Source organism: Bacteroidota bacterium (assembly GCA_023957335.1).
In the GTDB taxonomy this organism is placed as follows: Bacteria; Bacteroidota; Bacteroidia; order NS11-12g; family UBA955; genus JALOAG01.
This window is the reverse complement of record JAMLHC010000002.1, coordinates 262,321-287,461: the sequence shown is the minus strand read 5'-3', so window position 1 is coordinate 287,461 and position 25,141 is coordinate 262,321. Positions and strand designations below refer to the sequence as shown.

41 protein-coding genes and 1 tRNA gene are annotated in these 25,141 nt (G+C 45.5%); 8 read left to right on the top strand and 34 right to left on the bottom strand.

Annotated elements, in window-relative coordinates; genetic code table 11:
* Positions 1-2: 2 nt before the first annotated feature.
* The 12 genes from M9892_04680 to M9892_04625 are packed head-to-tail and all read right to left on the bottom strand — an operon-like array spanning position 3 to position 7,691.
* A complete protein-coding gene (locus M9892_04680) occupies positions 3-929 on the bottom strand; it encodes a hypothetical protein (GenBank protein ID MCO5253646.1) in 927 nt (308 codons plus the stop codon).
* The gene (locus tag M9892_04675) at positions 922-1,113 is read right to left on the bottom strand and encodes a hypothetical protein (protein MCO5253645.1); all 192 of its coding nucleotides are present in this window, start codon (positions 1,111-1,113) and stop codon (positions 922-924) included. Before M9892_04675 ends, M9892_04680 begins: the two co-directional genes overlap by 8 nt.
* Positions 1,106-1,390 (bottom strand): hypothetical protein, encoded by a 285-nt coding sequence (locus tag M9892_04670; GenBank protein ID MCO5253644.1) that lies wholly within the window; start codon positions 1,388-1,390, stop codon positions 1,106-1,108. Before M9892_04670 ends, M9892_04675 begins: the two co-directional genes overlap by 8 nt.
* A complete protein-coding gene (locus M9892_04665; GenBank protein ID MCO5253643.1) occupies positions 1,380-1,721 on the bottom strand; it encodes a hypothetical protein in 342 nt (113 codons plus the stop codon). Before M9892_04665 ends, M9892_04670 begins: the two co-directional genes overlap by 11 nt.
* Entirely contained in the window at positions 1,721-2,440 is a 720-nt protein-coding gene (locus M9892_04660) for a phage tail repeat domain-containing protein (GenBank protein ID MCO5253642.1), read from the bottom strand. Before M9892_04660 ends, M9892_04665 begins: the two co-directional genes overlap by 1 nt.
* Positions 2,440-2,766 carry a hypothetical protein gene (locus tag M9892_04655; GenBank protein MCO5253641.1) on the bottom strand — a complete coding sequence of 109 codons (327 nt, stop codon included), beginning with the start codon at positions 2,764-2,766 and terminating at the stop codon, positions 2,440-2,442. Before M9892_04655 ends, M9892_04660 begins: the two co-directional genes overlap by 1 nt.
* Positions 2,763-3,317 (bottom strand): phage holin family protein, encoded by a 555-nt coding sequence (locus M9892_04650; protein ID MCO5253640.1) that lies wholly within the window; start codon positions 3,315-3,317, stop codon positions 2,763-2,765. The genes M9892_04655 and M9892_04650 overlap by 4 nt, the downstream gene beginning before the upstream one ends.
* Entirely contained in the window at positions 3,314-3,583 is a 270-nt protein-coding gene (locus M9892_04645) for a hypothetical protein (GenBank protein MCO5253639.1), read from the bottom strand. The genes M9892_04650 and M9892_04645 overlap by 4 nt, the downstream gene beginning before the upstream one ends.
* Positions 3,573-4,088 (bottom strand): hypothetical protein, encoded by a 516-nt coding sequence (locus tag M9892_04640; protein ID MCO5253638.1) that lies wholly within the window; start codon positions 4,086-4,088, stop codon positions 3,573-3,575. The genes M9892_04645 and M9892_04640 overlap by 11 nt, the downstream gene beginning before the upstream one ends.
* On the bottom strand, positions 4,085-4,996 hold the full coding sequence (locus M9892_04635; GenBank protein ID MCO5253637.1) for a hypothetical protein: 912 nt from the start codon (positions 4,994-4,996) through the stop codon (positions 4,085-4,087). Before M9892_04635 ends, M9892_04640 begins: the two co-directional genes overlap by 4 nt.
* Before the next feature lie 59 nt (positions 4,997-5,055).
* A complete protein-coding gene (locus tag M9892_04630; protein MCO5253636.1) occupies positions 5,056-5,775 on the bottom strand; it encodes a DUF6046 domain-containing protein in 720 nt (239 codons plus the stop codon).
* Positions 5,775-7,691: a phage tail tape measure protein gene (locus M9892_04625; GenBank protein MCO5253635.1), complete on the bottom strand. Its 1,917-nt coding sequence runs from the start codon at positions 7,689-7,691 to the stop codon at positions 5,775-5,777. Before M9892_04625 ends, M9892_04630 begins: the two co-directional genes overlap by 1 nt.
* Positions 7,692-7,707: 16 nt before the next feature.
* Here M9892_04625 and M9892_04620 point away from each other — a divergent pair, with 16 nt between their 5' ends.
* Positions 7,708-7,854, top strand: coding sequence for a hypothetical protein (locus M9892_04620; protein MCO5253634.1), 147 nt, complete (start codon positions 7,708-7,710; stop codon positions 7,852-7,854).
* 75 nt (positions 7,855-7,929) lie between these two features.
* Here M9892_04620 and M9892_04615 read toward each other — a convergent pair whose 3' ends face one another.
* From M9892_04615 to M9892_04570, 10 genes are all read right to left on the bottom strand, one after another.
* On the bottom strand, positions 7,930-8,241 hold the full coding sequence (locus M9892_04615) for a hypothetical protein (GenBank protein ID MCO5253633.1): 312 nt from the start codon (positions 8,239-8,241) through the stop codon (positions 7,930-7,932).
* 27 nt (positions 8,242-8,268) lie between these two features.
* On the bottom strand, positions 8,269-8,703 hold the full coding sequence (locus M9892_04610; protein MCO5253632.1) for a hypothetical protein: 435 nt from the start codon (positions 8,701-8,703) through the stop codon (positions 8,269-8,271).
* 4 nt (positions 8,704-8,707) lie between these two features.
* Positions 8,708-9,940 (bottom strand): DUF2586 family protein, encoded by a 1,233-nt coding sequence (locus M9892_04605; GenBank protein MCO5253631.1) that lies wholly within the window; start codon positions 9,938-9,940, stop codon positions 8,708-8,710.
* The gene (locus tag M9892_04600) at positions 9,937-10,356 is read right to left on the bottom strand and encodes a hypothetical protein (protein MCO5253630.1); all 420 of its coding nucleotides are present in this window, start codon (positions 10,354-10,356) and stop codon (positions 9,937-9,939) included. The genes M9892_04605 and M9892_04600 overlap by 4 nt, the downstream gene beginning before the upstream one ends.
* The gene (locus tag M9892_04595) at positions 10,353-10,868 is read right to left on the bottom strand and encodes a hypothetical protein (protein MCO5253629.1); all 516 of its coding nucleotides are present in this window, start codon (positions 10,866-10,868) and stop codon (positions 10,353-10,355) included. Before M9892_04595 ends, M9892_04600 begins: the two co-directional genes overlap by 4 nt.
* A gap of 4 nt (positions 10,869-10,872) precedes the next feature.
* Positions 10,873-11,259 carry a M15 family metallopeptidase gene (locus tag M9892_04590; protein ID MCO5253628.1) on the bottom strand — a complete coding sequence of 129 codons (387 nt, stop codon included), beginning with the start codon at positions 11,257-11,259 and terminating at the stop codon, positions 10,873-10,875.
* Positions 11,260-11,271: 12 nt separating this feature from the next.
* Positions 11,272-11,346 (bottom strand) — tRNA-Asn (locus M9892_04585).
* 28 nt (positions 11,347-11,374) lie between these two features.
* Complete coding sequence (locus M9892_04580; GenBank protein ID MCO5253627.1) at positions 11,375-11,725, bottom strand: hypothetical protein; 351 nt, start codon at positions 11,723-11,725, stop codon at positions 11,375-11,377.
* 20 nt (positions 11,726-11,745) lie between these two features.
* The gene (locus M9892_04575; GenBank protein ID MCO5253626.1) at positions 11,746-12,639 is read right to left on the bottom strand and encodes a hypothetical protein; all 894 of its coding nucleotides are present in this window, start codon (positions 12,637-12,639) and stop codon (positions 11,746-11,748) included.
* Positions 12,640-12,646: 7 nt separating this feature from the next.
* Positions 12,647-13,774 (bottom strand): ATP-dependent Clp protease proteolytic subunit, encoded by a 1,128-nt coding sequence (locus M9892_04570; protein ID MCO5253625.1) that lies wholly within the window; start codon positions 13,772-13,774, stop codon positions 12,647-12,649.
* A gap of 148 nt (positions 13,775-13,922) precedes the next feature.
* On the opposite strand from M9892_04570, the gene M9892_04565 reads away from it, so the two are divergent.
* The 7 genes from M9892_04565 to M9892_04535 all read left to right on the top strand — a co-directional run bounded on the left by M9892_04565 (position 13,923) and on the right by M9892_04535 (position 19,912).
* Entirely contained in the window at positions 13,923-14,420 is a 498-nt protein-coding gene (locus M9892_04565; protein ID MCO5253624.1) for a helix-turn-helix domain-containing protein, read from the top strand.
* Positions 14,417-15,934, top strand: coding sequence for a hypothetical protein (locus M9892_04560; protein ID MCO5253623.1), 1,518 nt, complete (start codon positions 14,417-14,419; stop codon positions 15,932-15,934). The genes M9892_04565 and M9892_04560 overlap by 4 nt, the downstream gene beginning before the upstream one ends.
* Positions 15,931-16,341 (top strand): DUF1320 domain-containing protein, encoded by a 411-nt coding sequence (locus tag M9892_04555; protein ID MCO5253622.1) that lies wholly within the window; start codon positions 15,931-15,933, stop codon positions 16,339-16,341. Before M9892_04560 ends, M9892_04555 begins: the two co-directional genes overlap by 4 nt.
* Positions 16,338-17,606: a DUF935 domain-containing protein gene (locus M9892_04550; GenBank protein ID MCO5253621.1), complete on the top strand. Its 1,269-nt coding sequence runs from the start codon at positions 16,338-16,340 to the stop codon at positions 17,604-17,606. The genes M9892_04555 and M9892_04550 overlap by 4 nt, the downstream gene beginning before the upstream one ends.
* A 71-nt stretch (positions 17,607-17,677) precedes the next feature.
* Complete coding sequence (locus M9892_04545) at positions 17,678-18,811, top strand: phage minor head protein (protein ID MCO5253620.1); 1,134 nt, start codon at positions 17,678-17,680, stop codon at positions 18,809-18,811.
* Between the two features lie 80 nt (positions 18,812-18,891).
* Entirely contained in the window at positions 18,892-19,416 is a 525-nt protein-coding gene (locus tag M9892_04540) for a phage virion morphogenesis protein (GenBank protein MCO5253619.1), read from the top strand.
* On the top strand, positions 19,409-19,912 hold the full coding sequence (locus M9892_04535) for a hypothetical protein (GenBank protein MCO5253618.1): 504 nt from the start codon (positions 19,409-19,411) through the stop codon (positions 19,910-19,912). Before M9892_04540 ends, M9892_04535 begins: the two co-directional genes overlap by 8 nt.
* Here M9892_04535 and M9892_04530 read toward each other — a convergent pair.
* From M9892_04530 to M9892_04475, 12 genes are all read right to left on the bottom strand, one after another.
* Complete coding sequence (locus M9892_04530; protein ID MCO5253617.1) at positions 19,906-20,079, bottom strand: hypothetical protein; 174 nt, start codon at positions 20,077-20,079, stop codon at positions 19,906-19,908. The two genes, M9892_04535 and M9892_04530, sit on opposite strands and share 7 nt — an antisense overlap.
* Positions 20,080-20,315: 236 nt before the next feature.
* Complete coding sequence (locus M9892_04525; protein MCO5253616.1) at positions 20,316-20,765, bottom strand: hypothetical protein; 450 nt, start codon at positions 20,763-20,765, stop codon at positions 20,316-20,318.
* Positions 20,766-20,840: 75 nt separating this feature from the next.
* Positions 20,841-21,053, bottom strand: coding sequence for a hypothetical protein (locus M9892_04520; protein ID MCO5253615.1), 213 nt, complete (start codon positions 21,051-21,053; stop codon positions 20,841-20,843).
* Positions 21,050-21,817 (bottom strand): Rha family transcriptional regulator, encoded by a 768-nt coding sequence (locus M9892_04515; GenBank protein MCO5253614.1) that lies wholly within the window; start codon positions 21,815-21,817, stop codon positions 21,050-21,052. The genes M9892_04520 and M9892_04515 overlap by 4 nt, the downstream gene beginning before the upstream one ends.
* Positions 21,818-22,029: 212 nt before the next feature.
* Positions 22,030-22,338: a hypothetical protein gene (locus M9892_04510; GenBank protein MCO5253613.1), complete on the bottom strand. Its 309-nt coding sequence runs from the start codon at positions 22,336-22,338 to the stop codon at positions 22,030-22,032.
* 45 nt (positions 22,339-22,383) lie between these two features.
* Positions 22,384-22,671, bottom strand: coding sequence for a hypothetical protein (locus M9892_04505; protein ID MCO5253612.1), 288 nt, complete (start codon positions 22,669-22,671; stop codon positions 22,384-22,386).
* Positions 22,672-22,732: 61 nt separating this feature from the next.
* Positions 22,733-22,990: a hypothetical protein gene (locus tag M9892_04500; GenBank protein MCO5253611.1), complete on the bottom strand. Its 258-nt coding sequence runs from the start codon at positions 22,988-22,990 to the stop codon at positions 22,733-22,735.
* A complete protein-coding gene (locus M9892_04495) occupies positions 22,987-23,472 on the bottom strand; it encodes a hypothetical protein (protein ID MCO5253610.1) in 486 nt (161 codons plus the stop codon). Before M9892_04495 ends, M9892_04500 begins: the two co-directional genes overlap by 4 nt.
* A 101-nt stretch (positions 23,473-23,573) precedes the next feature.
* Positions 23,574-23,996, bottom strand: coding sequence for a hypothetical protein (locus tag M9892_04490; GenBank protein MCO5253609.1), 423 nt, complete (start codon positions 23,994-23,996; stop codon positions 23,574-23,576).
* Positions 23,993-24,322, bottom strand: a complete 330-nt coding sequence (locus M9892_04485; protein MCO5253608.1) for a DUF4406 domain-containing protein — start codon at positions 24,320-24,322, stop codon at positions 23,993-23,995. Before M9892_04485 ends, M9892_04490 begins: the two co-directional genes overlap by 4 nt.
* Positions 24,323-24,375: 53 nt before the next feature.
* On the bottom strand, positions 24,376-24,888 hold the full coding sequence (locus tag M9892_04480) for a host-nuclease inhibitor Gam family protein (GenBank protein ID MCO5253607.1): 513 nt from the start codon (positions 24,886-24,888) through the stop codon (positions 24,376-24,378).
* Between the two features lie 12 nt (positions 24,889-24,900).
* Positions 24,901-25,134, bottom strand: a complete 234-nt coding sequence (locus tag M9892_04475; protein ID MCO5253606.1) for a DUF3310 domain-containing protein — start codon at positions 25,132-25,134, stop codon at positions 24,901-24,903.
* Between the last annotated feature and the right edge of the window lie 7 nt (positions 25,135-25,141).

Genomic DNA, 25,141 nt, shown 5'->3' with positions numbered 1-25,141 from the left:
TCTTAACTTTTAAAACTATTAAACTGCGCACCAACTACTTGTGCGGCTGCCTGTGCTACCGCCTCTGCGGTCAATATTGCCTCTCCAACCGTGCCGTTATCAAACACAACACCTTTGCTTACAACCTCTTTTACCGGCATTTTAGATGTGCCTGTAAGACCTCCATTATTGTAAACCACTTTATCTCTAACATCTTGCGGGAGGGCATGGTCAGCCGTGTTGGGGTCTGTCAGCGGTAGAGGACTACCCGATTCATCAATCACAACAAACAGAGGATTTGACATGAACCTAACATCTCCCGCAAATAGGTTAGTGCCGCCTAATGACATAATAGCTCCTTGAACTTTCACTGACCCGGCAGTACCACCACTTGCATTGATAATAGGAAGCGTGCTCTTTGCACCGTAAGCCAATCCGTTTACCGTAACTTCTAAATTGCCCGATGCCAGAGCAGTGCTATTGTTAGCACTATTATATAAATTTCCAAATACTTCAAGTCGCCCTCCAACAGGTGCGACGGAACCAATGGCTAAACCAAGATTAGCAACAATGTCTCCTACTATTGTCATTTTCCCGTAAAAGTTGTTATTAAAATACAATCCTCTGCTGCTTGAGTAAAAATTTGAAACTACCTTACCTATTAATGTGTGGACAATATCTGCTGATACCAGATATATATAATTTCCGCCATGATAATAAACATCTGACACTGTTGTGAAACCGGTTGTACTTACAGTTAAAAAACCTCCACTAACTACACCCTGAGAAGGATTAGCATCATTCCTCAACTCAGATAGCATAATATCTGAGTTTTGTGTTAACACATAACCGTTAAGACGTAAAATATCATCAGGCGCAGGAATCGTACCTCCATCATAAATAGCAGAATTGTTCGAAAATCCAGAAGAAACCAAATACCTCTCAGCCATTTTCTTGCGCGTTAGTTAAAACTAAATCTAAAGCCTCCATGTAAGAATTTGCTATTCTTTTTAAGGTAGGTTCTTCTACGGTTTCCCCGTCTTCATTTGTAGCCCAAGTTCGCACCACAACAGCATAGCTTCCATTAGGTAGCGGTGCGATGTTTGCGCTCCGTGTTTTCTCCTTGTTATTCATAATCTAAAATTTCTCTTTCAGTCCATTTACCATAAGCAACTCCTGTCTCAGCCTCGCCCCCCTCTTTAATCTCTATTCTTGTAATTTTCCACCCCTCACTGTTTTCTTGCGTTCCGTCATTCGCCACACCGCAATAGCTGTACGGCTCTTGGTAGTCATGCTTGTAAACCTTACCTGCTTTACGTGGCGGCACTTTCTTTCCAACGCTTATTCCCCTGTCGCCTTTGAAGCCAACGGAAAACCTGTTATCTCTCCTGAAACTGATACTAACCGACATTCTCTCTCCTTACATTAAACAGTTCAACCACTTCAATCTTGGTGGCTGAGGCACTCGAAGCCCCAATCTCCACGCTCACGGTAGCGGTTAATTTTCCACTCTGCCAAATAGCCGTTTCCGCATCTTCAACAACCAAAAGAACTTCGCCCTCTTCCTCTCCGGGTTCAAGCTCCTCTGTACTTTTTTTCAAAACAGCGACAGGCTTCCTGTTTATGCTTAAAACAACAGCAAGCTCATCCAGTTCCTCCCACGTAATAGGTTCTCCGCCCGCATCTGCAAGGGTAAGAATTAAGGCTAAGGTTTCCCCTGATATGAAAGTATCTAATCTCATTATTCAGGTATTGTTGTTTCTAAAAGTATTCCTGCGGCATTCAATGCTTCATACATCGCCTTTACCCTCGCTGCAAGCTGAGAGGTAGTAACTCCGTCCACATTAAACGAAGTCTTATTACTTAGCCCCACAGGGGCTTCCCACCCAGCATCTTGCACCAACATAGGCTGCTTTCCGTTAAGCTCGTCCTGCAAACCCGCTACATCGCTTATAGTGTGCGTATGTCCTGTATTTGCCTTGCCGTCAAGCGCAGTCTGCAAGCCTGTAACCGTGTTTATCGCCTGCTCTCCTGTATGGTTCGCTCTGTTTTTCAGGTTAGCATCGCTGTCATTAGCCGTAGCTCCTGCCGCTATTCCGTCTATTTTTGACTTGTCAGAATTTGACAACAACCCGTTATATTCCGTTGTGGCTACATCAGTACTTGCCTTGCCTTCAAGAGCAGCCCCAAGTCCCTCAACATCGCTCATAGCGTGAGTATGCTCCGCATCAGCTTTACCCGTAATCGCTGTTCCCAAGCCTATAATATCACCCATTCCGTGTATATGCTCCACGTTTGCTTTCGCAGCAAGCGCAGCCGCAAACTCGCTAAGGAAAGCAAACGAATCCTTAAAGTCCTGCAAAAGGTCGTTCAAAACCCCGCCTGTAATCTCGCCATTGTTATTGGCGGTTATTACCGCATCAATCTTGCCTTCTAATTGTTCTCTTGTTAATACTGCCATTATTGAAAATCATTGTTAAAGTCCTCGCTAAAATTCGTTTCCTCGCTTGCTTCGGGGTCTGTCCACCCGGTAGCTGATATTCGTCCGCTTCGCTCAAAGTAGTCTGCCACCGCCTCGTTTACCCTCTCGTTCCCTGAGCTGCCACCCTGAGCTTGTCGAACTGCTGCCGAAGGGCGCACATTGATAACCGTTCCCGCTGGGATTTCCCCGCCAAAGCACAACTGCGGGTTGTCCTCTATCAGTTGCCCGACAGCATCCACAGTGCCGTAAAGCTGCACTGCCAAATCCCACACGCTTTGGTGGTTATGTGTGCTGTACTGTTTCATTTATCCCGATTGCTCTTATTTCCTTCAAACTCAAACCATGTGTTAAACTTCCTCAATATAAACCCCGCTATTGTCCTTGTTTCCTTGTATCCTAACTCTCCCAAGTTCTCAAACCAGCTTATCACAAGCTGAAAGACTATGGCTATAAAAACAGTGTAGTAAAGCCATTTAAAGGGATTCATCTCAACCCCTGCCACATCAGGCGCATCTATGTTTAGAGCAAACACATTAAGAACAGAAAGGATAGCGATGTATGTGCCTATTTTCAAAATCATGCGCCCCATTTTGCGGCTTTGCACTTTCTCTTTTTTCACATTCAGGCTCACTCTAATCCCCGTCCAAAACTCCGCCACAATCAGAAAAACAAAAGCAAAGAACACAGCTATATCCAACCCGGAAAGGCTCTCAACAAAGTATCTCGCACTTCCAAGAGCGGAAACAAAAAGCAACTTGAGCGCAAAATCGTTTTTCAGCCCGCCAACCACGCTCTTGCCGTAATCAGTAACATTCTCAAACCCGAATGCCTTTAATATGTAGTCTATTCTTCTCATTTCAGTTTCAATATTTCTTTCACTTCGTCATAGTCCTTGTTATCCCTGCTTAGGTTATCCCTCATTACCTGTTCCACATCAACACTCTTTGCTTTCGCATTTACCATTCTCACCAGTTCGGGACCAAGCAGAGGGTCGCTTTTTAGCTGCCCCTTGTTCAGCCGTATAATGTCAGCCAGCTCCTGCTGCGTACTCTCGCCAAAAGCAAAGTCGCCATTCACAGCAACCTCGTCCTCGTCCATATCGCTCAAAAAATCATTCGCCATGCTTTATTTTTTTGTTTAGTATGTCTGTATAATTTCCGCTTGACTGTGTGCTTAGTGCTGTTTTTAGTGCTGATAAAAAAGCAGTAGCAGCCACACCGCCATCAGGCGAGGGAGGCGGTACAAATGCAGAAAAAGCATTTATGATTGTATCCAAAACAACCTTGTCCTTGTTGCTCTCTTCAACAAGACTTTCCCCCTTCACGCTGCTCCACTCCGCGCTTCCGTAGTGTATCTCATCAAACGCCTCTGCTGACAACAGGTGCGCCTCTGCTTCTTTGTTTTCAATTATCCCAAGCAGACACCTTGCGCCCACTTTCGGTTTAACCACTATTGCGCCCAAGCCAAGCCTCACATTGAAATAATCCAAATCGTCCTTTAAGCCTGTGGCTATCATGGTTTTGTTTTCCCAGTCAATCTCCTTAGCAGTAGCCCACACCGTGCCGATGACCTGCTGCTGCTTCGCCATCTGCCTGAACATCGCTACCATTTCTCCTACTTTACTCATGCTGCTATTATTGGTAAGGTTAATACTTGCTCATATCCTGACGGATTCCAATTCTTTACTATTGAGTCTATGTAATACGTTCCGTTTCGTTCGGGAAACAGACGTGAAACCAGCGACACTTTCTCTCCATGCCTTAGCGAGGGTTTTCCCAATATGGTAAGCTCCCCGCTAAATCCGCCCTGTTTCAGTTTTTCGTAGTCCTCATTCACTTTTTCTTTGAGTGCCGCATACGAGCTAACGCCCGGATAGGGAAAATCGTAGCTGTCGCCACCCTCTTCCCCTGCTTCATACTCATACTTCACGCCCCTGATTACGCTCGTGCCTTTTATTTTGGCAATCACCTCGTCTCCGTTGCGCCATTGCAGTTCGTTGTTTTTTGCCTTATCAAGGTCTATAACCTGAGCCGCAACCCCTGTATTGGCAGCATAATATTTGCCGCACACAATCGTTTTGCCCCTCATGTAGGTCATCAGTCCGAAGTCGTCTTGCAGCTTTGCCAGCACCGCACCCACGTTTGTCTTGGCGAGGCGTACCTCTCCCAAATCCACACCCTCCAACGCATCAATCTCATAGTTTGGAGCAATCATTTTCAGCAGCTTGTCAAGCGTTATACTTGCCATGCTCAGGTTCACAGGTAGTCGTTTCACATTCCACATCTCGTCATAACTGGTAATTTCTATAGGATAGGTCGAAGATATTGTTTGCACATAACCTTCGAACTCCTTCACAAGTCTTGTGTGGTCATCATATCCGAGCCAAATTTCCACAGGCGTACCATGAGGAAACAGCTTGCGGGGATTCTTTTTCTTGTCAAAGAAGTTATCCCAGTTGCGGGGAAACGTAATAACCGCCTTGTCGCTCGGCTCGCGGAAAGTCGTTTCTATCTGCACCTGTGTTATCTTAAACATTGTTATTGGCTCAGGTTCTGTTTTAAACACCACCTTGCAAGCCATTACCTTAAAATCGCTCATGACACCACCTCCTCTGCTTGTTTAACCGAGCGTTCCTCGCTCAGCATAGAAAACGCATCTATTTCAAAAGGATATACATCGGGTCGCCCCTCCATCTGTTTCAGATTTATGCTCCGTACAACTATATGGCTTATGCCTTTCTCCGCAAATAACTTGCCCCGCACTCTTATCTTGTCAGCCAGCTTTTCCCACCTCAGCAGAGTCTGTTTCTGCTCGTCAGCAGTTTTCTCGCGGCTGCGGCTCGGGTCGTCAAGGCACAAGCCTCTGATGCGTATCTGCCACGGAGCAAAGCCGTACATCTCAACCACGTTTCCCTCGCCTGAACTCTGTTGCGTTTCAGCCAATATTTTATCGCGTGTAAAATCAGCCATTGAAGTAACCGGCAGTTCAAAGTTGTGAAGCCCTATCGTTGCAAGCTGCCCGCTATCGTGGTACACTTTATAGACCCCTTTGTCCCCTATAAATTCCATTGGAAAAACAACAGGAGTGCCAAAAACACTCATGCGCCCATACTTGCCTTCCTCCCACTGCCTGTCTTTGGTGCTGACTTCGTAATCGTCCAGATACAGGGGCTGCACTTCCTTGTTTTCTATGGTGTAGTCAATAGCATGCCTGCGCCTTAGCTCTATTGGATTTGGGATAAACACAGGCGACTTCACCCCGAAGGCAAGCTCCATTAGTCCGCTTATGTCATATCTCAAATCCCTGTCTATCATTATCCTGCTATTATTAAAGTATCCCTCATTCTGTCCATTACCATTTCGGAAATCTTATTGGCTGCTTTTTGTAAGTCCATATCGCCCGCCATTTTCTGAAAGTAGTTTTTGATTTCAAGATTCATGGTAATGCTTTTTCCGCCTCCGCTGCTTCCGTCTATGGATAAGCCGTGAAGCTCGTTGTCTTTTTTTCCGCCTTTTCCGTCATGTTTCGGTGTCGTTCCTGCGGTCTCTTCCACAAGAGTAGGGGCTTCCTCTTCTTTTTTCTTTGCTGCCGATTCTTCCAAACTTTTATCATAACCCCTCTTAAAAGCATTGCCCGAATAAATATCAGCTACACCCTCTCCATACTCGATTGCCTCCTGCTTCAGTTTTTCAATCTCGGCTTTTGCGCCCTCCGTTCCGTCCATTGCAAAAGCAATAATTATCCTGATGGGCGCAACCAGTAGTTTTATCCATTGCCACATATTATTAAAAACCGCCTTTGCCGTTTCCCAAAGCCCGTCTATGACCGCTCTGAACTCCTCAAACTCATTGTAAGCCCATATTACGCCCGCTATAATTGCTGCTATCCACCCTATTATGGGAATAGACATAATAGCTTTTCCAAGCCCCTTTACCGCAACATTCCATAGCCACTGAACCACAGTCGTTCCTTTAATCATCTTGGTCAGTGTTTGCACTATGGGTATCATGCCTGCAATGGTGGTAACGGGACCCGAAAGCTGCTGCATGGTAATCGCTATGTTGCCCATAGACTCGGTAAACCACAGTTCGGTTTTTGCCAAAAACTCCCTCATTGCGCTGCCACTCCGTTCTACGTTTGGCATATTGTTTATGTCCATGTCAATGGAGCTAAAACCTTCCACCCAGCCTAAGCCTGCATTTTCTCCGCTTTGCTTAAATATGTGCTTCAGAACCATTTGTTTTTCCTGAACGGTTCTGCCGTCCATTGCCTCGCTTATCATCTGCATAGCCTCCCAACTGGTTTTGCCTGCAAAATCCTTAGCCGCCAAGCCTATGCCTTTGAGTGCTTCGATTTGTCGCGGTCCCATTTCCCGCAATGAGTCGTCCGCCTCCTTAATTGAGTTCAGCGCATCGCTTCCAAAAATTCCCTGCTTCCCTGCATTCACCATAAGAGCGATAGCATCTGCGCCATCAATCCCTACTTGTCGCAGCTTGCCTCCATGCGTGGTTAGCTGACTGAGCATATCACCGCCAAGGTTCGCTCCCTTTTTGTAGCCTGCCTCTATTAGGTCAAAGGCTTCACCCATGCTTATCTGCATATTTTGACTCAGCACATGGGCGGCTTTCGCCACCTCATCGCCTCCGTCCTGGTATTCTTTGCCCAAGATGTAAGCCCTCTGTGTCATGTCCTCCAACGCATCGCCTGTCGCGTCTGTCATTTGGCGTATGTTTTTTTCAAGATCTTTGATATTTTGAGCAAAATCCAACGCCTTTCCGAATTTATTAGCAAGCTCCATAGACTGGTTGATTACCACCATCATCGCTCCCCAGTTGGCTTTGGTCTTGCCCGGCTCGGGCTGCTCTGAAATGTCTTTTAATTCGTGGTTTATCTCCGTGAGCTGATCTCTGTATCGCCTTGCTCTTGTTTCCGCTTCTGCCAGCTTCTTTTCGTGTGCGCCTCTTGAAAACGGGTCTTCGGGAAGGCTCTCTATATACGCTTTCAGGTCTCGTATAGCTCTCTCTTCTTTTTTCAGAAGCTCGGTAAGATTTTTATGGTCTTCCAGTGCCACTTCCGCCTGTTCTCTTGAGGCTTTGTCCATGCCATCAAGGCTCGCGCTAACTGTGCGAACAGCTTTGTCAAAATCAACAACGCCCTGTGTCATCTGCTTGGCAGGAGCAGTAACATTGTTAATTAATTCTATTATCCAACTTGTTTTATTTTCTGACATTATCTTCGCTTACTCAATGCTTTTATTACCTCTGCTGCCACTTCATACAGCACACTTTTTAACATCTTCATCTGCTCCTCCACCTGCTGCTCGTGCAGCCAGTTACATTCCTGCACCAGCCTGCACCATTGGTTGTCCGGCAGGGTTTCGGGGTCAATCTTAAAATAGTATCTTATTCGGGCATCCCCTATCTGTATGGCTTTGGGGTGGGAAGTATCCGGTTTAATTTCCCAAAACCTTAGAGCTTTTTTAACTCTGCCTTTTTATGCCCGGTAAGGGTCTTTAGCTGCTCCATCACAGCCATATACACAGAACCGTCTCTGTCAAAAACAGAGGTGTCCCCCGCTATTACGCAGTTTTTTATCAGAACGCTGTTTGCCCCCGATATATCCTTGTTCAGTCCCTTTTCACCTATAATGTCAAGCTCTCTTCTTCCTGGCTTGCGGATAATGAAGTCATGTCCTCCTTCTACCGTTACCAAGTGAATATTATCCTCTCCGTATCGGGCTTTAAATCCTGCTATTTCTTCGGGTGTTGCTATGGTTGTCATATTTTTGGTTATTGAGTTGTCGAAATATTAAATTACATTCCATTGTACGTGGCTGCATATCAGGGTGTATTCGGTTACAATGCTTCCGTCTCCCTGATTAACTTCACGGCTGTTGTTGGTAAACTCGCAGTTTTTAACCCTGTCTTTGTAAAGAGTGCCGTCAGGAAGCTCGTATTCAACTACTACGTCAAAGGGTGCAATGTCCTGTATCCTCTGACCAATAGGCAGGCTGCGCTGTATGGCTCTTACTTCTTCGGAGTAGAGTTCCAAGCTGCAAGTGGCGGCATAGTTCTTTTCCTCCCTGCCTATGGGCATACGGGAAGCTCCGTAAGCGTTTTCTTTCTCAACGGTGTCATCGTAGGCTATTTTGCGGATACCTTCCACATCCCTGCCAAGCAGGTTCAGGGTTATCCTGTTCCACCCTGTGAGCCTTCCAAACTGATTTACTATTTCCTGTGCCATGTTGTTATACTAAACTTACATCTACGCTAAACTCGTGTACTATTCCGTCTTTCACTACCACCGCCTGTACTTGCAGAGGAGTAGCATTGGTGGGGTTCTGCGCTGCGGGTATTATCACGCTATAGCCACTTATGTCATCGCTGCTCACCATTGTTTCCAATGCGCTCTCCACCAGTCCCTGCCAGTAACTGAGCGTGGTGCTGCGGACAAATCCTGTCTGCGGGTCGCGCTTGAACTTGCTCTTTACTTTTGGTAAAAGTGTTCTGCGGATAACCCGTGCAGCCTTGTTCCAAACCCTGTTGTTTTCTATCCATGCGTAATCGCTTGTTGCGGTAACGCAGGTGGGCGACCCGTTAAGGAAAACGCCTGCATAGCCTGCATACTCGCCCGCATAGATGTAACCCTTGTCTGTAAGAGCCTTTCTCTGTGCAGGCGTAAGAGCCTCGAATTTTACTCCGTTGCTCAACTGGGCGGTTTTCCACCTGTTGCCTCGTGTCAGCGTGTAGTTGGCATCGGCTCTGTAAGCGGTGGGCTTTCTTTCAATGTCCACCGAGCCAAGGTTTTCAGATATTTTACGAACTGCCAACATACCGATAACGCTGCCCACATCTGCCAGCAGCTCGTACCCTTCAATCGCTGCAACAGCAGGGTCTTGGGCTATGGAAATGGAAACATTGGGAGCGTTTTTCTCACGCATATCGGGAAGTTCGCCAATCTCCCACGCAAGCTCAATTTCCCCCTCGTCAATGCCGTTGTTGCCTTGTAATATCACAGCATCTATCAGCCTGTGGCTCAAAGCCAGCTTAGCAATTTCAGCCTGAACAACTTCCACCTCGTCCGCAAGCTCTACGGCTGTCTCAACCGTACCAGCTATGCCTATCACCGTTCCGTCTTTGGTTTCGTTTATGGCTGCGACAATTTCCGCTTGCGCCATAATGTTGGAAGGAGAGTCCACAGGACTCATAATGAGCGTTAGAACCGCTCCGGGTGCGTAGGCGAAAAAGTCGGCAATGGTCTGGTAAACAAGCACCTCCTCATTGGCGTCAAAAGCGGCATCAAAGCCCAACGCCTCCGCATCTTCAATTGACAAAAGCCTGTGCGGCTCATAGTGGGCTACGCCTTCGGGCAAATCCCCCAAAGCAAGGCTGTAAATGAGGATAAACTGATTATCCTCATTTACGTTACTTTCGCCCGCAAAGTTGTTTATCTTCCCGACTACTACTCCCTCAAAACTCATGCTTGTTCCTCCTTGTCGTCAGTTTTGGTTTTATTTTCAGGGTCGCCTTCAGGAACGTTTACCGCTTCATCCAGCATCTCCTGAATGCCTGCAACGGCAGACTTTCGGTTTTGTCCAGCGATTTCCTTTACCATAGCTTCGCTTAGCTCTTCGGCTGTTTTGCCTTTAAGACTTGCAAGCAGGTTTTTCACATTTAGAAAAGGCTCTTGGCTTCCATCATTAGCCTCAGTCTTAATCTCAGCCTTTGCCTCTGCATAAAGCGGGAAAACTCTCAGTTTGCCGCCTGCATGGAGGTTCGCCCGGTTGTCGAGCAGGAATATCTGTCCGTCTTCTGTGGCGTACAACTTGTTTACCCCGTGTTTCTTAAACACAGGTTCCGCCTTTTTCTGTAACTGTGATTTGTTGTATAGTGTCATCTTCCAAAAATTTTGACTGCGTTTTTAATAAAAATGCCTCCGCACAATGCGACTGTGCCTCCACCTATCCATGCAAAGGTTTTTATCCATTGCGGGGTATATCTCACGGGTTTAGGCTCGGTGGTTTTATAGACCCCTGCCTTTTCAGACCTAAACTCGCTCCTGTGTTTATCCCTTAGTTTGGCAGCAATAGCAATAGTGTCGCATTCGCATTCCGCTTTCAGTGTCCCATCTTCTGTGGGCGTGAGCGACAGCGTGGCATTGTTTTGCCTTTTTAAAACAGGTTTAAAATCTGTTTTAAAGGCTTCCGGGCAGGGTACGGTTACATACTCGGTAACGGTGGTCGCTTGTGTAAAGAGAACAGTATCTCTTTCAACTACTGTTTCTGTAATAAAGACCGAGTCCTTTTGCGTAATCGTCTGGCTGACGGATTGCGTACCACCGCAACCCGTACTTGCCAGCATAACAAACCCAATCATAACCAACCCAAATATTTTTAGCTTATTTTTCATGTTTTTATTTTATTTCAAAATGTGGTAAATCCTTAAAACTCTTAAAGTTCCCGCCCCAAACAACCTGCGGATATTTCGCGGTTATTATCTCTGCAAACTTTCTGAACTTGGAAGCATCCCAGCTTAACTGAGTGCCTTTTTTAAAGGCAATATCAAAAGCCTTTGAGGGCTTTTGGTTATGCTTACTCTGTCCAGGCTTGGCATAGGTAACTATCTTACCTGCTTCTGTCCTGCCTTTTGCATACAACTTTGCTTGAACTTCGTTAGGTCTGTGAGTGCAGGTAAGAAACGGCTCAAACTCGTCTCCGAGATTGTCGTATTCGCTTTTTCCATAAAGAAAAGCCTCTTTAAGGACAGCATCTAAGTCGTTTATGTCTCTGCTCTCTTTCATCTCTTCTTTCTTTGGCAGGGGTAAGGGACTCGAACCCTTATCTGGAAGATTAACTGTCTTCCGTTCTAACCAATTAAACTAACCCCCACTTCCCGACTGCTGTTCAGCCAATTTTTTAGTTCAGCTGTTGCGTGGAAACCTGCGAAAACTTCTCTCCGTCAAACTCAAACAACAGGTTGAATTTTTTGCCTGCACTTACAGTCAAAGCGTTTCCTTCCAAGCCTGTTCCAAGGGTGAGCGTTCTGTTTGTGCCGTCTGCGCTTACTTTTACCCTTAGCTGCGCCCCAACCCTGACAGCAGGGTCAATGGCAAGGTTAAGCGTACCTGCGGCTGCCATCTCGCTGATGTCGATTTGGGTTTTGTTATTCCATACGGTTGCGCTCATCGTAGCTCCTGCCGTAACGGGTATTTTGCTGACTTCCCCCCAAGGGTACTGTACTTTCTGAGAAACGTGTTTATCTGCCATATCTTTGCTTTTTACTTTGTTTAACCTACATGTGCTGCTGAAACGATTGCGCCCATTCCCTCGTCCTTGATTGCCACCGCAATGAAATACAGGCGGAAACCGATAGTATTTCTGCGGTTATTCGGGTCATTTTCCGCCTTAACCATGTACCTTTTAACCGTACCGGTTGCCTTAGCAAGATTGCCCTTGAAAGCCACTACTGAGGCTGCAAATCCTGTAGGAACAGCTCCAAAAGCCTCCTTAGTAAGAACTCCGCCATCTAACGCATAGTGAACAGGTGTCATATCCTCCCACGTTTCAAATCCCATATAGGAGGTTGAGATAAGACCGCCCTTTATATTTTGGTAAGAGTTTCTGAACGTCAAATCCTCAGTCAGCAGGTCGGCAACGTGGTCGGCACACAAAATCAACATCCTGCCCCTTCTTGGAACAGCCAAAACGTCCAACTCCTTTTTATAGTTAATAAGGTCGATTGTGGTAAGGCGTTTTCTCCCATTTCCGTCATTTGATCCCGTAGTAACCAAGACTGGAGTCTTGGCTGAATCTGCGGCAGGTGCGATTGAATACAATGCGTGTTCACCCGTATCTTGTTCTAATTTCTCCCTGTGCTGAACCTGCACGTCCGACACTTTCTCATAAGGAAGAGCCTCAAGCTCATCATCACTTACAGTCGTGTTTGTCGTGTCATACTTGTTCAGCGCAACCGCAATGAAATCGTCCTCCCGGTCATTGCTTTGTATAGGATAGATTTTGTTGTTAATCAACACCTGCGGGTCTGCACCCTGACGTGGAATTTTTATCACATCATTGCTTACCCATTGCGGCTTGCTTCTTACCGTGCCGAGCCATGAGTGCTCATGGCGAAACTTCTTAATCAGTTCTCTCTCGGCTAATTCTTTATATAATTGTGCCATAGCTCTTTTAGTCCTTTTTGTTAAAGTACGCCTCCTCTAAACGCTTTGCCTTTTCGGGGTCTGATTTTTTCATTGCCTCATACGCCTTTGGGTCGTTTTCGAGGTAATCATCCAACGCCCAGTCCTTTCTTGCCGCATCAACAGACGGGTCTCCTTTCGCGTTCAGCTCGTCTGACAACTTGGGAACGGATGGCAGCTTTTCAATCCACTGCTTTGCCGCTTCGGGGCTTGCCTTGTGCAGTTGCAAGAAAGAAGCCTCCATGTCTGCGGTACATTTTTTCTCTGATACAGCTTTCAGAAACAACGCCTTTCCTGTCGCTTCCGTTTCTGCGCCCTTGTCCTTAGCGGCTTTATCCTGCGCCTCTTTTGCGAGCTTCATTTCCGCAATCGCGGTGTTGATTTGCTCGTCAGTTGCATCGGCAGCCAAGCCGAGCGATGCAATTAGTTCGTCTCTGTCCATTATTTTTTTCGATAATTGTTTGCGTGTGTTAATTAAAGCCTGCGGTGCGCCTGCCTTTTTGAGCAATGCTGCAATGGAGGCATCTATCGGCTCTTCGCCCTCAAGAACATCTACCAGCCCAAGGTCTTTGGCTTCTTTTGCAGTTAGCCACTTGTCGCCTTTCGCCCACATTTCCTCTACCTCGTCCTCCGTTTTGCCCATTTTAGCAGCATAGGCAGCTTTGTAATCAGCAGTAATGTTTTTCAGGAGTTGCAGGGTGCTTTCGATGTCGCTTTCATTGCCCCAAGCCAAAGTGCTTGGTTTGTGTATCATCAACTGCGTGTTTTTTCGTGCCGTAGTGTGAAACTTGGTGCAGAAAAAAGTGGCTGCGCTTGCCGCCAATGCGCCCAGCTTTATATTTACTTTGTCAAAACGCTCAAGCTCGCTCACCATCTCGTTAGCATCAAAGCAGCTACCGCCTTCGGAATTGATGCGGAGGGTGATTGCTTTCACTCCTTTCGCCAATAGGGCATCAACTGTTTGTCTGAAAGTCTCACTATCAGTTTTCCCCTCCACGCCAATATGCCCGCTTATGTGAACAACCGTTTCCGTCTTTTTCTGCTCCGCTTTTATGCAGGGAGTGAAAATTACAGTGGTTCTTGCCAAATGTGCCGCTATGTAAAATCTGCGTTTCAAATCGGCTACAAATTTTATATATAGCCGTTTGATGATAAAATTTAAAATACTAAATTAGACAGTGTTTTACTGTCTAATTTAGTATTTCCATTTATCAATTTTATAAAGTAATATCAATCTTTGCAGCAGATTATTACCACAAAAAACAATGGCGAAAAAAAAGGGCGAAAGGCTTGCAGCTTTTGAGATGTTTTGCAACGGAAAACTGCAAAAAGAGATTGCGGCAGCGGTTGGCGTTACCGAAAAAACAATCAGCGACTGGGCAAAAGATGAAAACTGGAAAGCCGAGCGCGATGCCCGCCTGAACTCCGCACAAAAGAGAGCCGAAGACATAAAAGAGGTTATCTCTCACCTCACAGAGCGAAGGCTCGCCATTTTCAGAGAGATAAAAGAGGCGGAAGAAAAGAAAGACCAGCAGACTGTGCTGTGGCTCAAAAAAGAGGCGGTTGCGGTGGGTCAGGAAACAGCCATGCATACAAAAGCACTCTTGGCGATAGACAAAGAGCAGCGTATAAACTTGGGGATATACATAGAGATTATGGAGGACATTTTCAAGCACCTCCAAAACTACGATGCTAACCTGTATCTGAAAACACTTGACTTTCAGGAATACCACTTATCAACCATAACGGAAAAGCTGGGATGAAAGCCGCACATAAAAGAGCGATTGAGCGATACCGAAAAAAGATAGAGCTGATACGCAGTTCTGTTTCCGTCATTCCTGACGAAACGCTTGCAGAAAAGAAAGCACGAATAGAACGCCTGAAACACGACACCAAAGCAATGGTGGAATATTACTTTCCCCATTATGCTACTGCGGAGTGCGCGGACTTTCAGCTTGATTTTGCCAAGAGGCTTGAAAAAGACCCGACCTTTACAGGTTTTTCCAAATGGGGAAGAGGATTGGCAAAGTCAGTTTGGAATAATGTTATCATTCCTTTCAAAATGTGGCTGAAACACGGACACTACTACTTTGTCCTGATAGGCGTAAACGAAAAAAGAGCCTGTCAACTTTTGGAAGACCTGCGGGCAGAATTTGAAGCCAACCCACGCATTATAGCCGACTTTGGCGAACAGCAGCAATTAGGCAGGTGGGACGAGGCTCTGTGGGTAACAAAGGGTGGGTTCATTGGTCAGGCTCTCGGCTTCGGTCAGAGTTGCAGGGGATTGAGGGTAGGCAGCAAAAGACCCATGCACTACAACTGCGATGACCTCGAAACTCGCCAAACCATTAAAAACGAAAAGCGGCAGGACGAGATGGTGGAGTGGGTGGAAAACGAGCTTTTGCCATCAATGGACGGAGAGCAGGAGAGATTAGTGTTTAGTAACAACTGGTTTGCCGAAGTCATGTTTCTGCGCAAGCTGGCAGCCCTGCACCCGGATTGGCACGTTCACGAAGTAAAGGCGTATGACCCCGCTACCTATGAGCCACGTTGGAAATCCAAGTACAAACCAGACTATTACCGAAAAAAGGAAAAAAAAATGGGCGTATTAGCCGCCCATGCGGAGTACAACCACGATGCCAAGCCAAAGGGCAAAATCTTCAAGCCCGAAATGATACAGTGGACTACTCTGCCCGCACTCAACCACTTTTCCATGATAGTAGGGCATTGGGACATCGCCTATTCAGATGCAGAAACTGCGGACTTTAACGCTGTCAGAATTTGGGGACTGTACAAGGATAATTTCTACTATATCACCTCCTTTGTGAAGCAATGCAAAATGGCGGAAGCCGTCCGCTATATGTGCCACATACAAAACGGACTGCCGTCCAGTGTTAGCATACACTGGCGTTTTGAAGCGCAGTTTTGGAACGATGAGGTAAACCGCACCATCAGGGAAGTGTCCGCAGCCGAACGCTGCAACCTGCTCATAACAAAGGTGGACACGCCACGCACAAAGAAATATGACCGCATACTTACCCTGCACCCCCGCTATCAAAACGGGCGCATTTACTATAATGACAACATGAAAAGCCATGCCGACACCCAAATGGGATTGAAGCAGCTCTACGGAATAGAACCCGGATACAGCGGAAAAGACGATGCGCCTGATGCGGACGAGCAGGCTATATCCTTTCTCGAAAAACATATAGTGATAGGCAGCGCATCAGGAAACTTTATGTCGGGCAGAATGAGACCAAAACACGAACGAATATGATATACATAAGCAAGGAAGATTTAGAAACAGACATTTGGGAGCGGTTCATTGACGAAAGCACAGGACACGATGACAACATTATTGACCGTGCAGAAGGCAAAGCGATAGACCTCTGCAAAACCTACCTTACCCTGTACAACACGGGGCTGGTTTTTGACGAAATAAGCCCTATCAGAAACGAGGTTTTGGTTGATATTATCTCAAAGCTGACCACTTACAACCTGATACGCAGGAATGCAGCCCGCAAAGTGCCGTCAGATGCCAAAGAAAACTGGGAGTGGGCAATGAAACAATTAGAGAAAATTCAATCAGGCAGAATAACCCTTGACCTGCCGCCTGTAGTGCTTCCTGACGGCAAATCAAATTCCATGTGGGGCAACAACACAAACAAAGACTACTATATATGAGCTACATAAAGAAATTATACGGCAAACTTGAAAACTATGTTTTAAGCCACACAGATGAAAGGCGTATGAGGGTGGAAATGGCAAGCCGCTCTTCCAGAGCAGGAGGCAGCGAAAGCCAAAACCTGAACTATGAAGCCGAAACCATGTCAGCCAAAACGCTGCGGGACTGGAAAGATGCTGTTGCAACCGCATCAGACCCCACCAACCCCGACAGAACGCTCATTGCATCGCTCTACAAAAACCTCATGCTGAACGACCACCTCGCCAGCGTGATAGACTCCCGCATACTTTACTCAAAGAGGCGCAAGTTTAAGTTTGTCGGGGAAAATGACAAAGAGAACACGGAAATATCATGGCTGTTTGAACGACCTTGGTTCTTTGAGTTGATGGACTATGTTATTAGAGAGCAGTTTCAGGGGACTACCCTGATTGAGTTCGGGGAACTCACACCCGAAGGAGAGATTGCCGAAATAAACGAGATACCGCAGTCGCACTTCAATCCGATAAAAGGTATCATTACCAAGAATGCGGGCGACACATCGGGTGTTTCCTATAAAGACGGTGCGCTTGCTGACTATTATGTTCAGATAGGCAAAAACAGGGATTTGGGTATGCTCTCACAGCTTGCTCCGATTGTTCTTGCCGACAAACTCGGCTTAGGTACGCTGCTTGACTATATAGATAAATTTGGCGTTCCCCCCATTTTCATTACCACAGACAGAGAAGACACTAAAAGATTGCAGGAACTCTATGATGCCGCATCAAACTTTCGCTCAAACCACTTTATGGTGGGTAGGGGTAACGAAAAATTTGAGATAGGCAGCTTGGGTTCGGGAGCAAGCGCAGCCAATCTGCCACACATAGCTCTTACCAAACTGTGCGAAGAACGAATAAGTAAAAGAGTGCTGGGCGGTAGCGGAATGACCGATGAGAAAGCGTATGTGGGAAGCTCCGAAATTCAGTTCAGGCTGGCAAAAGACAGGTTTGAGAGTGACGGGCTGCTTTTTGAATATGTGTTTAACACACAAATAAAACCCCGACTTGTCAAAATATCACCTGTGTATGCCGGGCTTGCCAATCACTATTTCAAATGGGACGACACGGAAAGCCTTACTATAAAAGAGCAGGTAGAAAACATGAGTAAACTCGGAAGCCTCTTTGAAATCGACCCTGAATATGTAACAAAACTCACGGGCATTCCTATAATCGGCACTAAAACAGCCGCCCCTGCAAAAGAGGAAGAGGAGAAAGAAAAGGGAAAGTAGCAAGGGGGGTAGCCGCAGTCCGAATCCACTCCCCATACTATATACGGAAAATTGAAGCGTTTTACAGCGCATTGCCCTGTTGTCCCGCAACTGACATTACAGCTATTGATTTAAGCGGGTGGGACAGGCTGATTACGGACATCGCAAAACAACTGCAAGAGGGCAAAATAAAGCCCGAAGACCTGAACGCTGATGTAATTCTTGCCACATACAAAGAGCTTTATGAGGGAACAGGAAGCGGCTACGCAGAGGGGTGGAGCGCAACGGCTACGCAAACACCAAGCCGTTCTGCCCTGCTCATGCAGCGAAACCTGTTTAACTTTTCGGGAGCGAAAACCTTAGCCCTGCAACAGGAACTTAACAGCAAGCTCGTCAAAGACGGACAGGCGTTAAGTTGGCAGGAGTTTAAGGCGGAAGCCCTGAAAATTAACAGCAAGTACAACCTTAATCATTTGCAGGCAGAATATGAGACAGCCATGCAAAGCGGTAAAATGGCAGCCCTTTGGGAAACCTTTCAACGCAACAAAGCCCGATACCCGAATGTTAAATTTAAGACACAGGAAGACGACAGGGTGCGGGAAAAACATCAGGCGTACAACAACCTTATCTTTTCGCTTGACGACCCTACACTTTTAACTTTCTTCCCTCCCTTCGACTGGCGATGCAGGTGCTACCCCATACAAACAGCCGAGCCTGTAACACAAAACCCGACAAAATTTGATATACCCGAAGCCTTTAAAAACAATGTAGGGGTTACAAGGCAGGTTTTTTCAGAAGAAAAGGGCAGCAAGGGACACCCCTATTTTGCCATGTACAATGCCACTAAAAAAGCGCAGGAGATAACGGAAAAAGCCTACCGAAAGGCTTACAATGCAGACCTAATAAGTTGGGCGAAAGAATCGCTTATCAGCAAAACAGTCAATAAGGAGGGTGTCGGGAAAATACACTTTACAAACAAGGGCATAAAAGAAGCCCTAAATCAACCGCACAAGGAGTGGGACGAGAAAAACTTCGCTCTCTATCAAATTATTGACCTGATAGAAAATGGTTTTTTTATCAAATCAGTACCTGATGCAAAGGGCAGAAATTTTGTGTGGTATTACATAGAAACAAGAGTAGCGGGGGTAAAGAGCTATATTGTACTGAGAGAAAACATTGAGGACGGACACATTGTCTTTTATTCGATAGTGGATAATATAAAATGAAAAAGCCCATCAAAACCCCCGTAACTAGTTCACCCAGGTTGGAGTTCTTCAAGGCTTTCAGGTTGCAAAGATAAAGAAAAATGAAAAGCAAAATACAAATACCCGATTTTTCAAAAATGGCAGAATCCACACGCAAGCAAATCCCTCCTGATATAGGGCAAATAGCGTTGAGCCATTTTAAGGAATCTTTCCACAAGGGAGGGTTTACCGCCAGTTCATTTGTGGCGTGGAGTCCGAGAAAGCATGATACAGGATACCCCATATTGCGAAAAACCAATGCCCTGATGGAAAGCCTGAAAGTGGCAGAGGAAACCATGCAACGCATAAAGATTGAAACAACCCTGCCTTATGCCGCCATACACAACAACGGTGGAAAGTTCTCCGTGAGGGTTACGCCCAAGATGCGGAAATATTTTTGGGCGATGTATAAAGCCACAGGGCAAGAGCGGTGGAAGTTTATGGCTCTGACCAAAAAGAAAAGGCTGCCCATACGGATACCTGAACGCAAGTTCATAGGAGAAAGCAGAGTGCTTTTGGACAAAATAGACAGGCATATAGCAGAATTGATAGCAAAAGAAATCGTAAATACTTTTAAAAATGGATAACTGGCAAAAACTGTACTTAGAGCTTGCGGAGCTTCTGTGCGAAAACAAGCAGATTGAATGGATAGACCTGTGGCACAATCAGGTGGGATTTATGGAGGAGGAACACCCTTTTCCTGCGCCTGCAATCTTTTTGGGATTCCGAAGCATGGGCATGGAAGATTTGGGAAGCCGTATGCAGAAAGTAAATGTACAGGTGGACACTTACCTGTTTTATGAAACCTTTGCAGACACTTACAAAGGCGGCATTAACCAAGCCGATGCGTTGGAGTTCCTTACCCTGATGGACTGGATACAGGCTACCCTGCACGGCACTACGGGCAAATGCTATTCAGGCATGAGGCGTACAGATTTCGCTCCTGTTGATACAGGCAGCGCAGGCAACCTGTACAGGATTTCGTTTGTCTGTGATATAATTGATGAGTTTGCAACGCCTCCATTTGAGGAAAGAGAGGAGGATATTGATGTTGAGGTGCAGCCCTATGACTTGGGTCAATAGTTAGTCCTGCCGTAGATGATGTTTTCTATGGTGGTGGTTGAGCGGAAATGCTTTTTTGCAAGCTCATCTATCACATCTTCCGTAGTGCGCCTGCCCTTAGACTTCATGCGTTTAAACATCTTTCTGATTTTGTCGTGAAAAGCCTTAGTGCTGTCCTTCTTAACCATGACCGCAAAAATAAGGCAACCACAGAATGGGTAATTAAAAAACATTCCACAATGTGGAGTTTTCAACAGTTGGATTTAGTGAGTGAAATAGAAGTGCAGGAAGTCTGCAAGCATCCACAATGCGGCAAGCCACAGCATCCACTTGATTAGCGGGTGCATGGGGCGCGAGTGGCTGTTGGACTTATTTCCAACATAGCTGCCGATACGAAAGTTGTTTGGAATAACAAAACTTTTCCTTATTCGCAGGAGTAATTAGCAAAACTTTCGCTCTTTACCGTTCCGTCAGGTGCGGTAATACGAGTGCGTTCCGCCCGGAGCAGCCCCTTACTCCATGTTTCGTAAGTATCTCCTTTTTCGCCTGTTGCTACATTTATAGACCATGTTTTTTGATAACCTGTCATATAGCCCTCTGTATAACCTTTTGTATAGAGAACCCCATTCAAATAGTTGTGTGTACTATCAAGGCTTTCTCCTGTCCAAAACTGAATGATGGTAATATTTCCGTCATTGTCGCGGAAAGTAATCTTTTTGCAGTTGTCGGGGTTAAACTTTAAGCGGTTGTCCTGCGGGTCTTCTTTGTCAGGTTCTTTTTGGGTAGGGTCTTTTTCCTTGCCTGTGTCGTTGTCTTTTTTGCAGGCGGCAAAAAACAGAGCCAACACTATTGTGATGAGTAGGGTTTTGTTCATCCTGCAAAGATAAAATTGTTTTGGAAAAACAAAAACCCCTTTTTGGAGGGGCTTTTGGGAATTATGAATGATGAGTTATGAATTGGGTTCGGGTAGCTCTTTGATGGCTTCTTGCAGCTCTCGAAGGAAGTAGATGTCGTTGGCTACTTCTTCTCCTGTTATTACGGCCTCTCCGTTGAGTTGCAGCCGAACGTGTGAGTAGCGAAAAGTGATTTGCTGTAATTGCTCCGCTATCTCTGCAAAACTGCCGTAAAAGTAGCGCAACTCGTTCATTTTCTCGGTTGTCATAGCATACCTCCTTTTAGTTCTTGCTTTTTGACAAACTCGGCAATAAACTTGGCTCTCTGCTCTTCTGCCAGCATGATGCGGGAGCAACTTTCTTTTACTTTTTTGCGTAAATTGATTGCGGAGCGGTCTTTAATCTTCATCTTAACAAACTCCTCATGTGCCCAAATTCTGCCGTCTATGCGCCTAAGCACACCCTGATAGCGTAGGCGTGCCTGTTGGTTGAGGCGGGAGTAACCCAAGTAGTGCAAGACCTCGCTGAGCAGGTACACGGTTACGTTTTCCTGTGCAAAGAGGTTGTCGCTGCTCATGTGGGATACTTTGCGTTTGAGTTCGCTCAGGGTAACGCCATCGCCATAGAGCCGCTTGGTAATGATGTCCTGCATGGTGTTGAAGGCGTTGATGTAGGCGATTTTGAACTGCAAGGCTTTTGCGCCTGTAAATCCCATAGCAAGAAGTGCTAAGCCGTCTTTGCCAATTAAGAACTCTCGCTCCTTTCTTCTTGCTCCATTGGGCATTTTGACAGAAAAGAACGTGGGCGCAAAATTGCGCTCACGTAAATCCTTTGGCAAATCTGCTTTCAACGCATCGATAGCCCGAAGAACGTCTCGGTGGTTTTTGCCAAAAATTTCGGCAACGGTTCGGGAGGATGTGTAGGTTTTGTCCTCTTTGATAAATACCAATTCTGGATTGGCTGATTGAGGCAGTGCAGAACTGCCCGCCTTGCTGCTTGCGCTCACAAGGGCTTTTGACTTTTGGTTTGTCATAAAAAAGTTTTTTGGGTTTTGAATAAAAATGGCAGGTCGCTGACAAACCAATTCCTCGCATGAGCGAAAGATAGTCTCGGGACTTGCACCCGTACGCCTGCCAATGTCTTAAATTTAGAATAATCACACTCATCGGGAACTTTGGTTTGTCGGGGGCAAAAGTAAGTAATAATTCTAAAAAGCAAATTTTTTTTCATATTATAGGGGTTTAGTTAAATTTTTATGTCGTTAGCCAACGCCAGCTTTGTATGCACGGAAAGCACCAGTGCATCTTCGGGGAGTGGCAGGGAGCGAGTGCAGTAGAGCAGGGCGAGGCGTTGCTGCGGGTTCAACGAATAGGTGCTTTGCCGTCTTTCTAATATGTTTTTTTGTTTGACTTTGAGGAGTAGCTCGGCAATTATCACATGTATTAAAACCTCTTTAAAGCTGTTTTCAAGACAGTTTAAATAGTGTTCCAGCAGCAGTTCAAAGGCTGGCTGCTGGACGGTGCGGAGTGTGAGGCGGAGGGGTGGGATTTTCATTCTTTTTTACTTTATTATTTCAACAAACTTGCGTATATTTCTGTGTTAGCGGTAATGCCACGAAACGACATCACCGTTAATAAATGAATCTGAATCAACTCCCGACCATTGCCACCCCTTAGAATTTGACGAACTTTTAATTCGCATCACCAGCATTTCTTTGTAAGTGATATTTAGACCTCCTAAACATTCTGGCCAATTGCGAGTAAACTTGACATTAGCGACTACCATTTGACCCATTGGTGGCAATAAGTCACAACCGCTAACATCACCTACCCGCAAAAGGGGGCTTTGTGCTTCGTTTGACAGTTTTTCGGTTAATTGATTATTCATTTCTTCGTATTAAAATTGTGGTTAAAATCCCCTTCTGCGGGTAGCTGAATGCCGTTATGGGTTATGAATGGTGGTTATATTTTCCGTTCTCATCGCAATTTCCTAAGCATAGCATAAAGCCTCCTTTGCCATTGCAGGCATCGCAGGTTCTAAAATCTTCGGGGGAGTACCAAAGCGGGTCTTCCATCATAAGCTCCTCGCCATCTGTGCCGCCCTCGCCTCCGCAATAGGCACAGTCTTCCCAGTATGTTTCGCAGCATCCGCAACGATTGCATAGCTCGTCTTCAAAGTCAGGCTCTTGTAATTGGTCGTTTGTCATTTTCTCTTAAATTGGTTTAAATGCTTAGTTAGTAGCTGCTCAAATTGGTTTATGAGTTTGGGCAGGTCATTATATTTTATGTCGTTGAGTTGTTTTATGGGATAATCTGCTATCGGGCGGGAGGCAATAAACATATTCAGCCTGTCCATGTCTATTTTGCCGTTTGGCTTTGTCCAGCCTAACTGATATGCAATTGCGATTACTTTTCTTCTCATTTGGTTAGCTCGGTCGTGTTCCTTTTCTGCTGATTTAATCTGTGGCTGATTGCCTCCTTGTTTTACTTGAGCTTGTGTGCCTGCCTGTTTGTTCAAGTCCTGAAGCATTTCTTTTGCTTCAACAAAAAGCATCTCCTTAGTGGAGGTAGTTCTGCCGTTGGTGTAATTGTATATCAAACCGCGTTTAACATCCTCATCCAACCCATAGCGGTTCAGGAAGGTATTAAATGCGATTATTTGTGCGGTGGTGATTGTGTAGCTTTTCATCTTCTTGTATGTGGTTAATGGTTAATGGTTAATGCATGGTTCGATACAATTCCGCGAGTGCGAAATCACTCACCATGACATTCATAATTCATAATTCATCATTAATACTCGTCCTCCCATCTTCTATACTTGATGTACCTTTCAGGATAGACTTTTGCAATTCCGGTTCTTCGCAGGTAATTGTCATATTTTCTGATGCCTTTAATTGCATCAGCTCTGTCATCTTCAGATAACTTTTTCCAAAGTTCTTCACTCTTCTTTTTAGCACCGACCTTGTAAGCATATAGTTGCCAGAAGTTGTCAAAAGACAAATCTGCATTCTGAATCTGAACTTTTAATCCTTGTTGATCATTCATTTGCAATAGCTCCTGTTCTTTATATTTTGAGCAGCGTATGAATCCCATTAATATGTCAGCGGGTGCATCGGACGGATATACAGCGCTGACCAACAACCCATCTTCTCTGTATGTGAATATCGCTTTGAATTGGGCTACACTTCTATGACTCAAACTGTATGTTTTCATTTTTTAGGTGTTAACATTGAATATAGGCTTGGGACATCATAGTACACGGGGATGTTAATTCGCACTGCAAGGTCGCGTTCTATGTTTGCGCCTCTACTGAGTGAGTAATCATCCAACATTAAAAGTGCATCAGCTGACATCATGTGATGTATGCACAGCCTCATAGCTGTCTTCCACGGTGTGTTAAAGTCGCCTACCACACGGAGCGGATTGATGACATGGAAGCCGCGTTTACACAGTAGTTTTTCTACTGATTCAAATTTTAATCTGCAAAGTTCTTCGGGTTCTCCGCTCACTTTGCCTGCTATGTAGATGATGGGTTTCATATTGTTTTATGGCAAAGTAGCTGTTAGACTACTTTGCCGTGTTTTTTTGTTAGTTAGTCCAACGCCTCTTTTTTGGGTTCTACATAGAAGCCTTCTGATTGCTCCACCTTCATGCCGCAACGAGAGAGATTGCTTTTTACTTCGTCTTCGTCTCTGCGGTCAAGAATTGCTTCTTTGTTCACGTCTTCTTTGGTGCGAACATAGTCCGGTAGATAGTTTTTGACCAAATTGAGAACGGCAGCCCATGTATAGCCCTTGAGTGTTTTGAGCGAGGGTGTGCCTGTTCGGAAGCCAATGATGCCGTGTGCCATATCAATCGACTTCTTTTTTACAAAATAGTCAGGATTGGTGCTGGCAAAGTGATGCAACTGCTCAAAGGCGGCTTCTCGCTGCTCTCCCAATTCTGCAAGTTTGTCTTGGTACTTTTCTCTGATTTTGGTTAGCTCTACATCCATCTTGGCGTTAAGCTGATTGATTTTTGCATCGGATGTGGCAAAGTCTGCAAAGTATGCTTCTGCCTGTTCGAGAGAGATGCTGTCTGTGATGATTTTTTTTGTTTTACGCATTTTTATTATATTTTAGAGTTTATGAAAATTTTCAATAGTTGTGGCGACCTCAACTGCCCATCCAAGATACACCTGTGCTTTCTTCAAGTCTTCCGCACCTCCTTTCAGTCGATATCTTGATATATATTTAAGCACATTGCCAATGCAATAGCCTTCAAACTGCGCTGCGGTTAGCTTGTCTTTGATGTATTCAATCACTTCGATGTTTCCGGAAGTGTAGTGTTCGGGTTTGTTTATGTTATCCATAATTCGG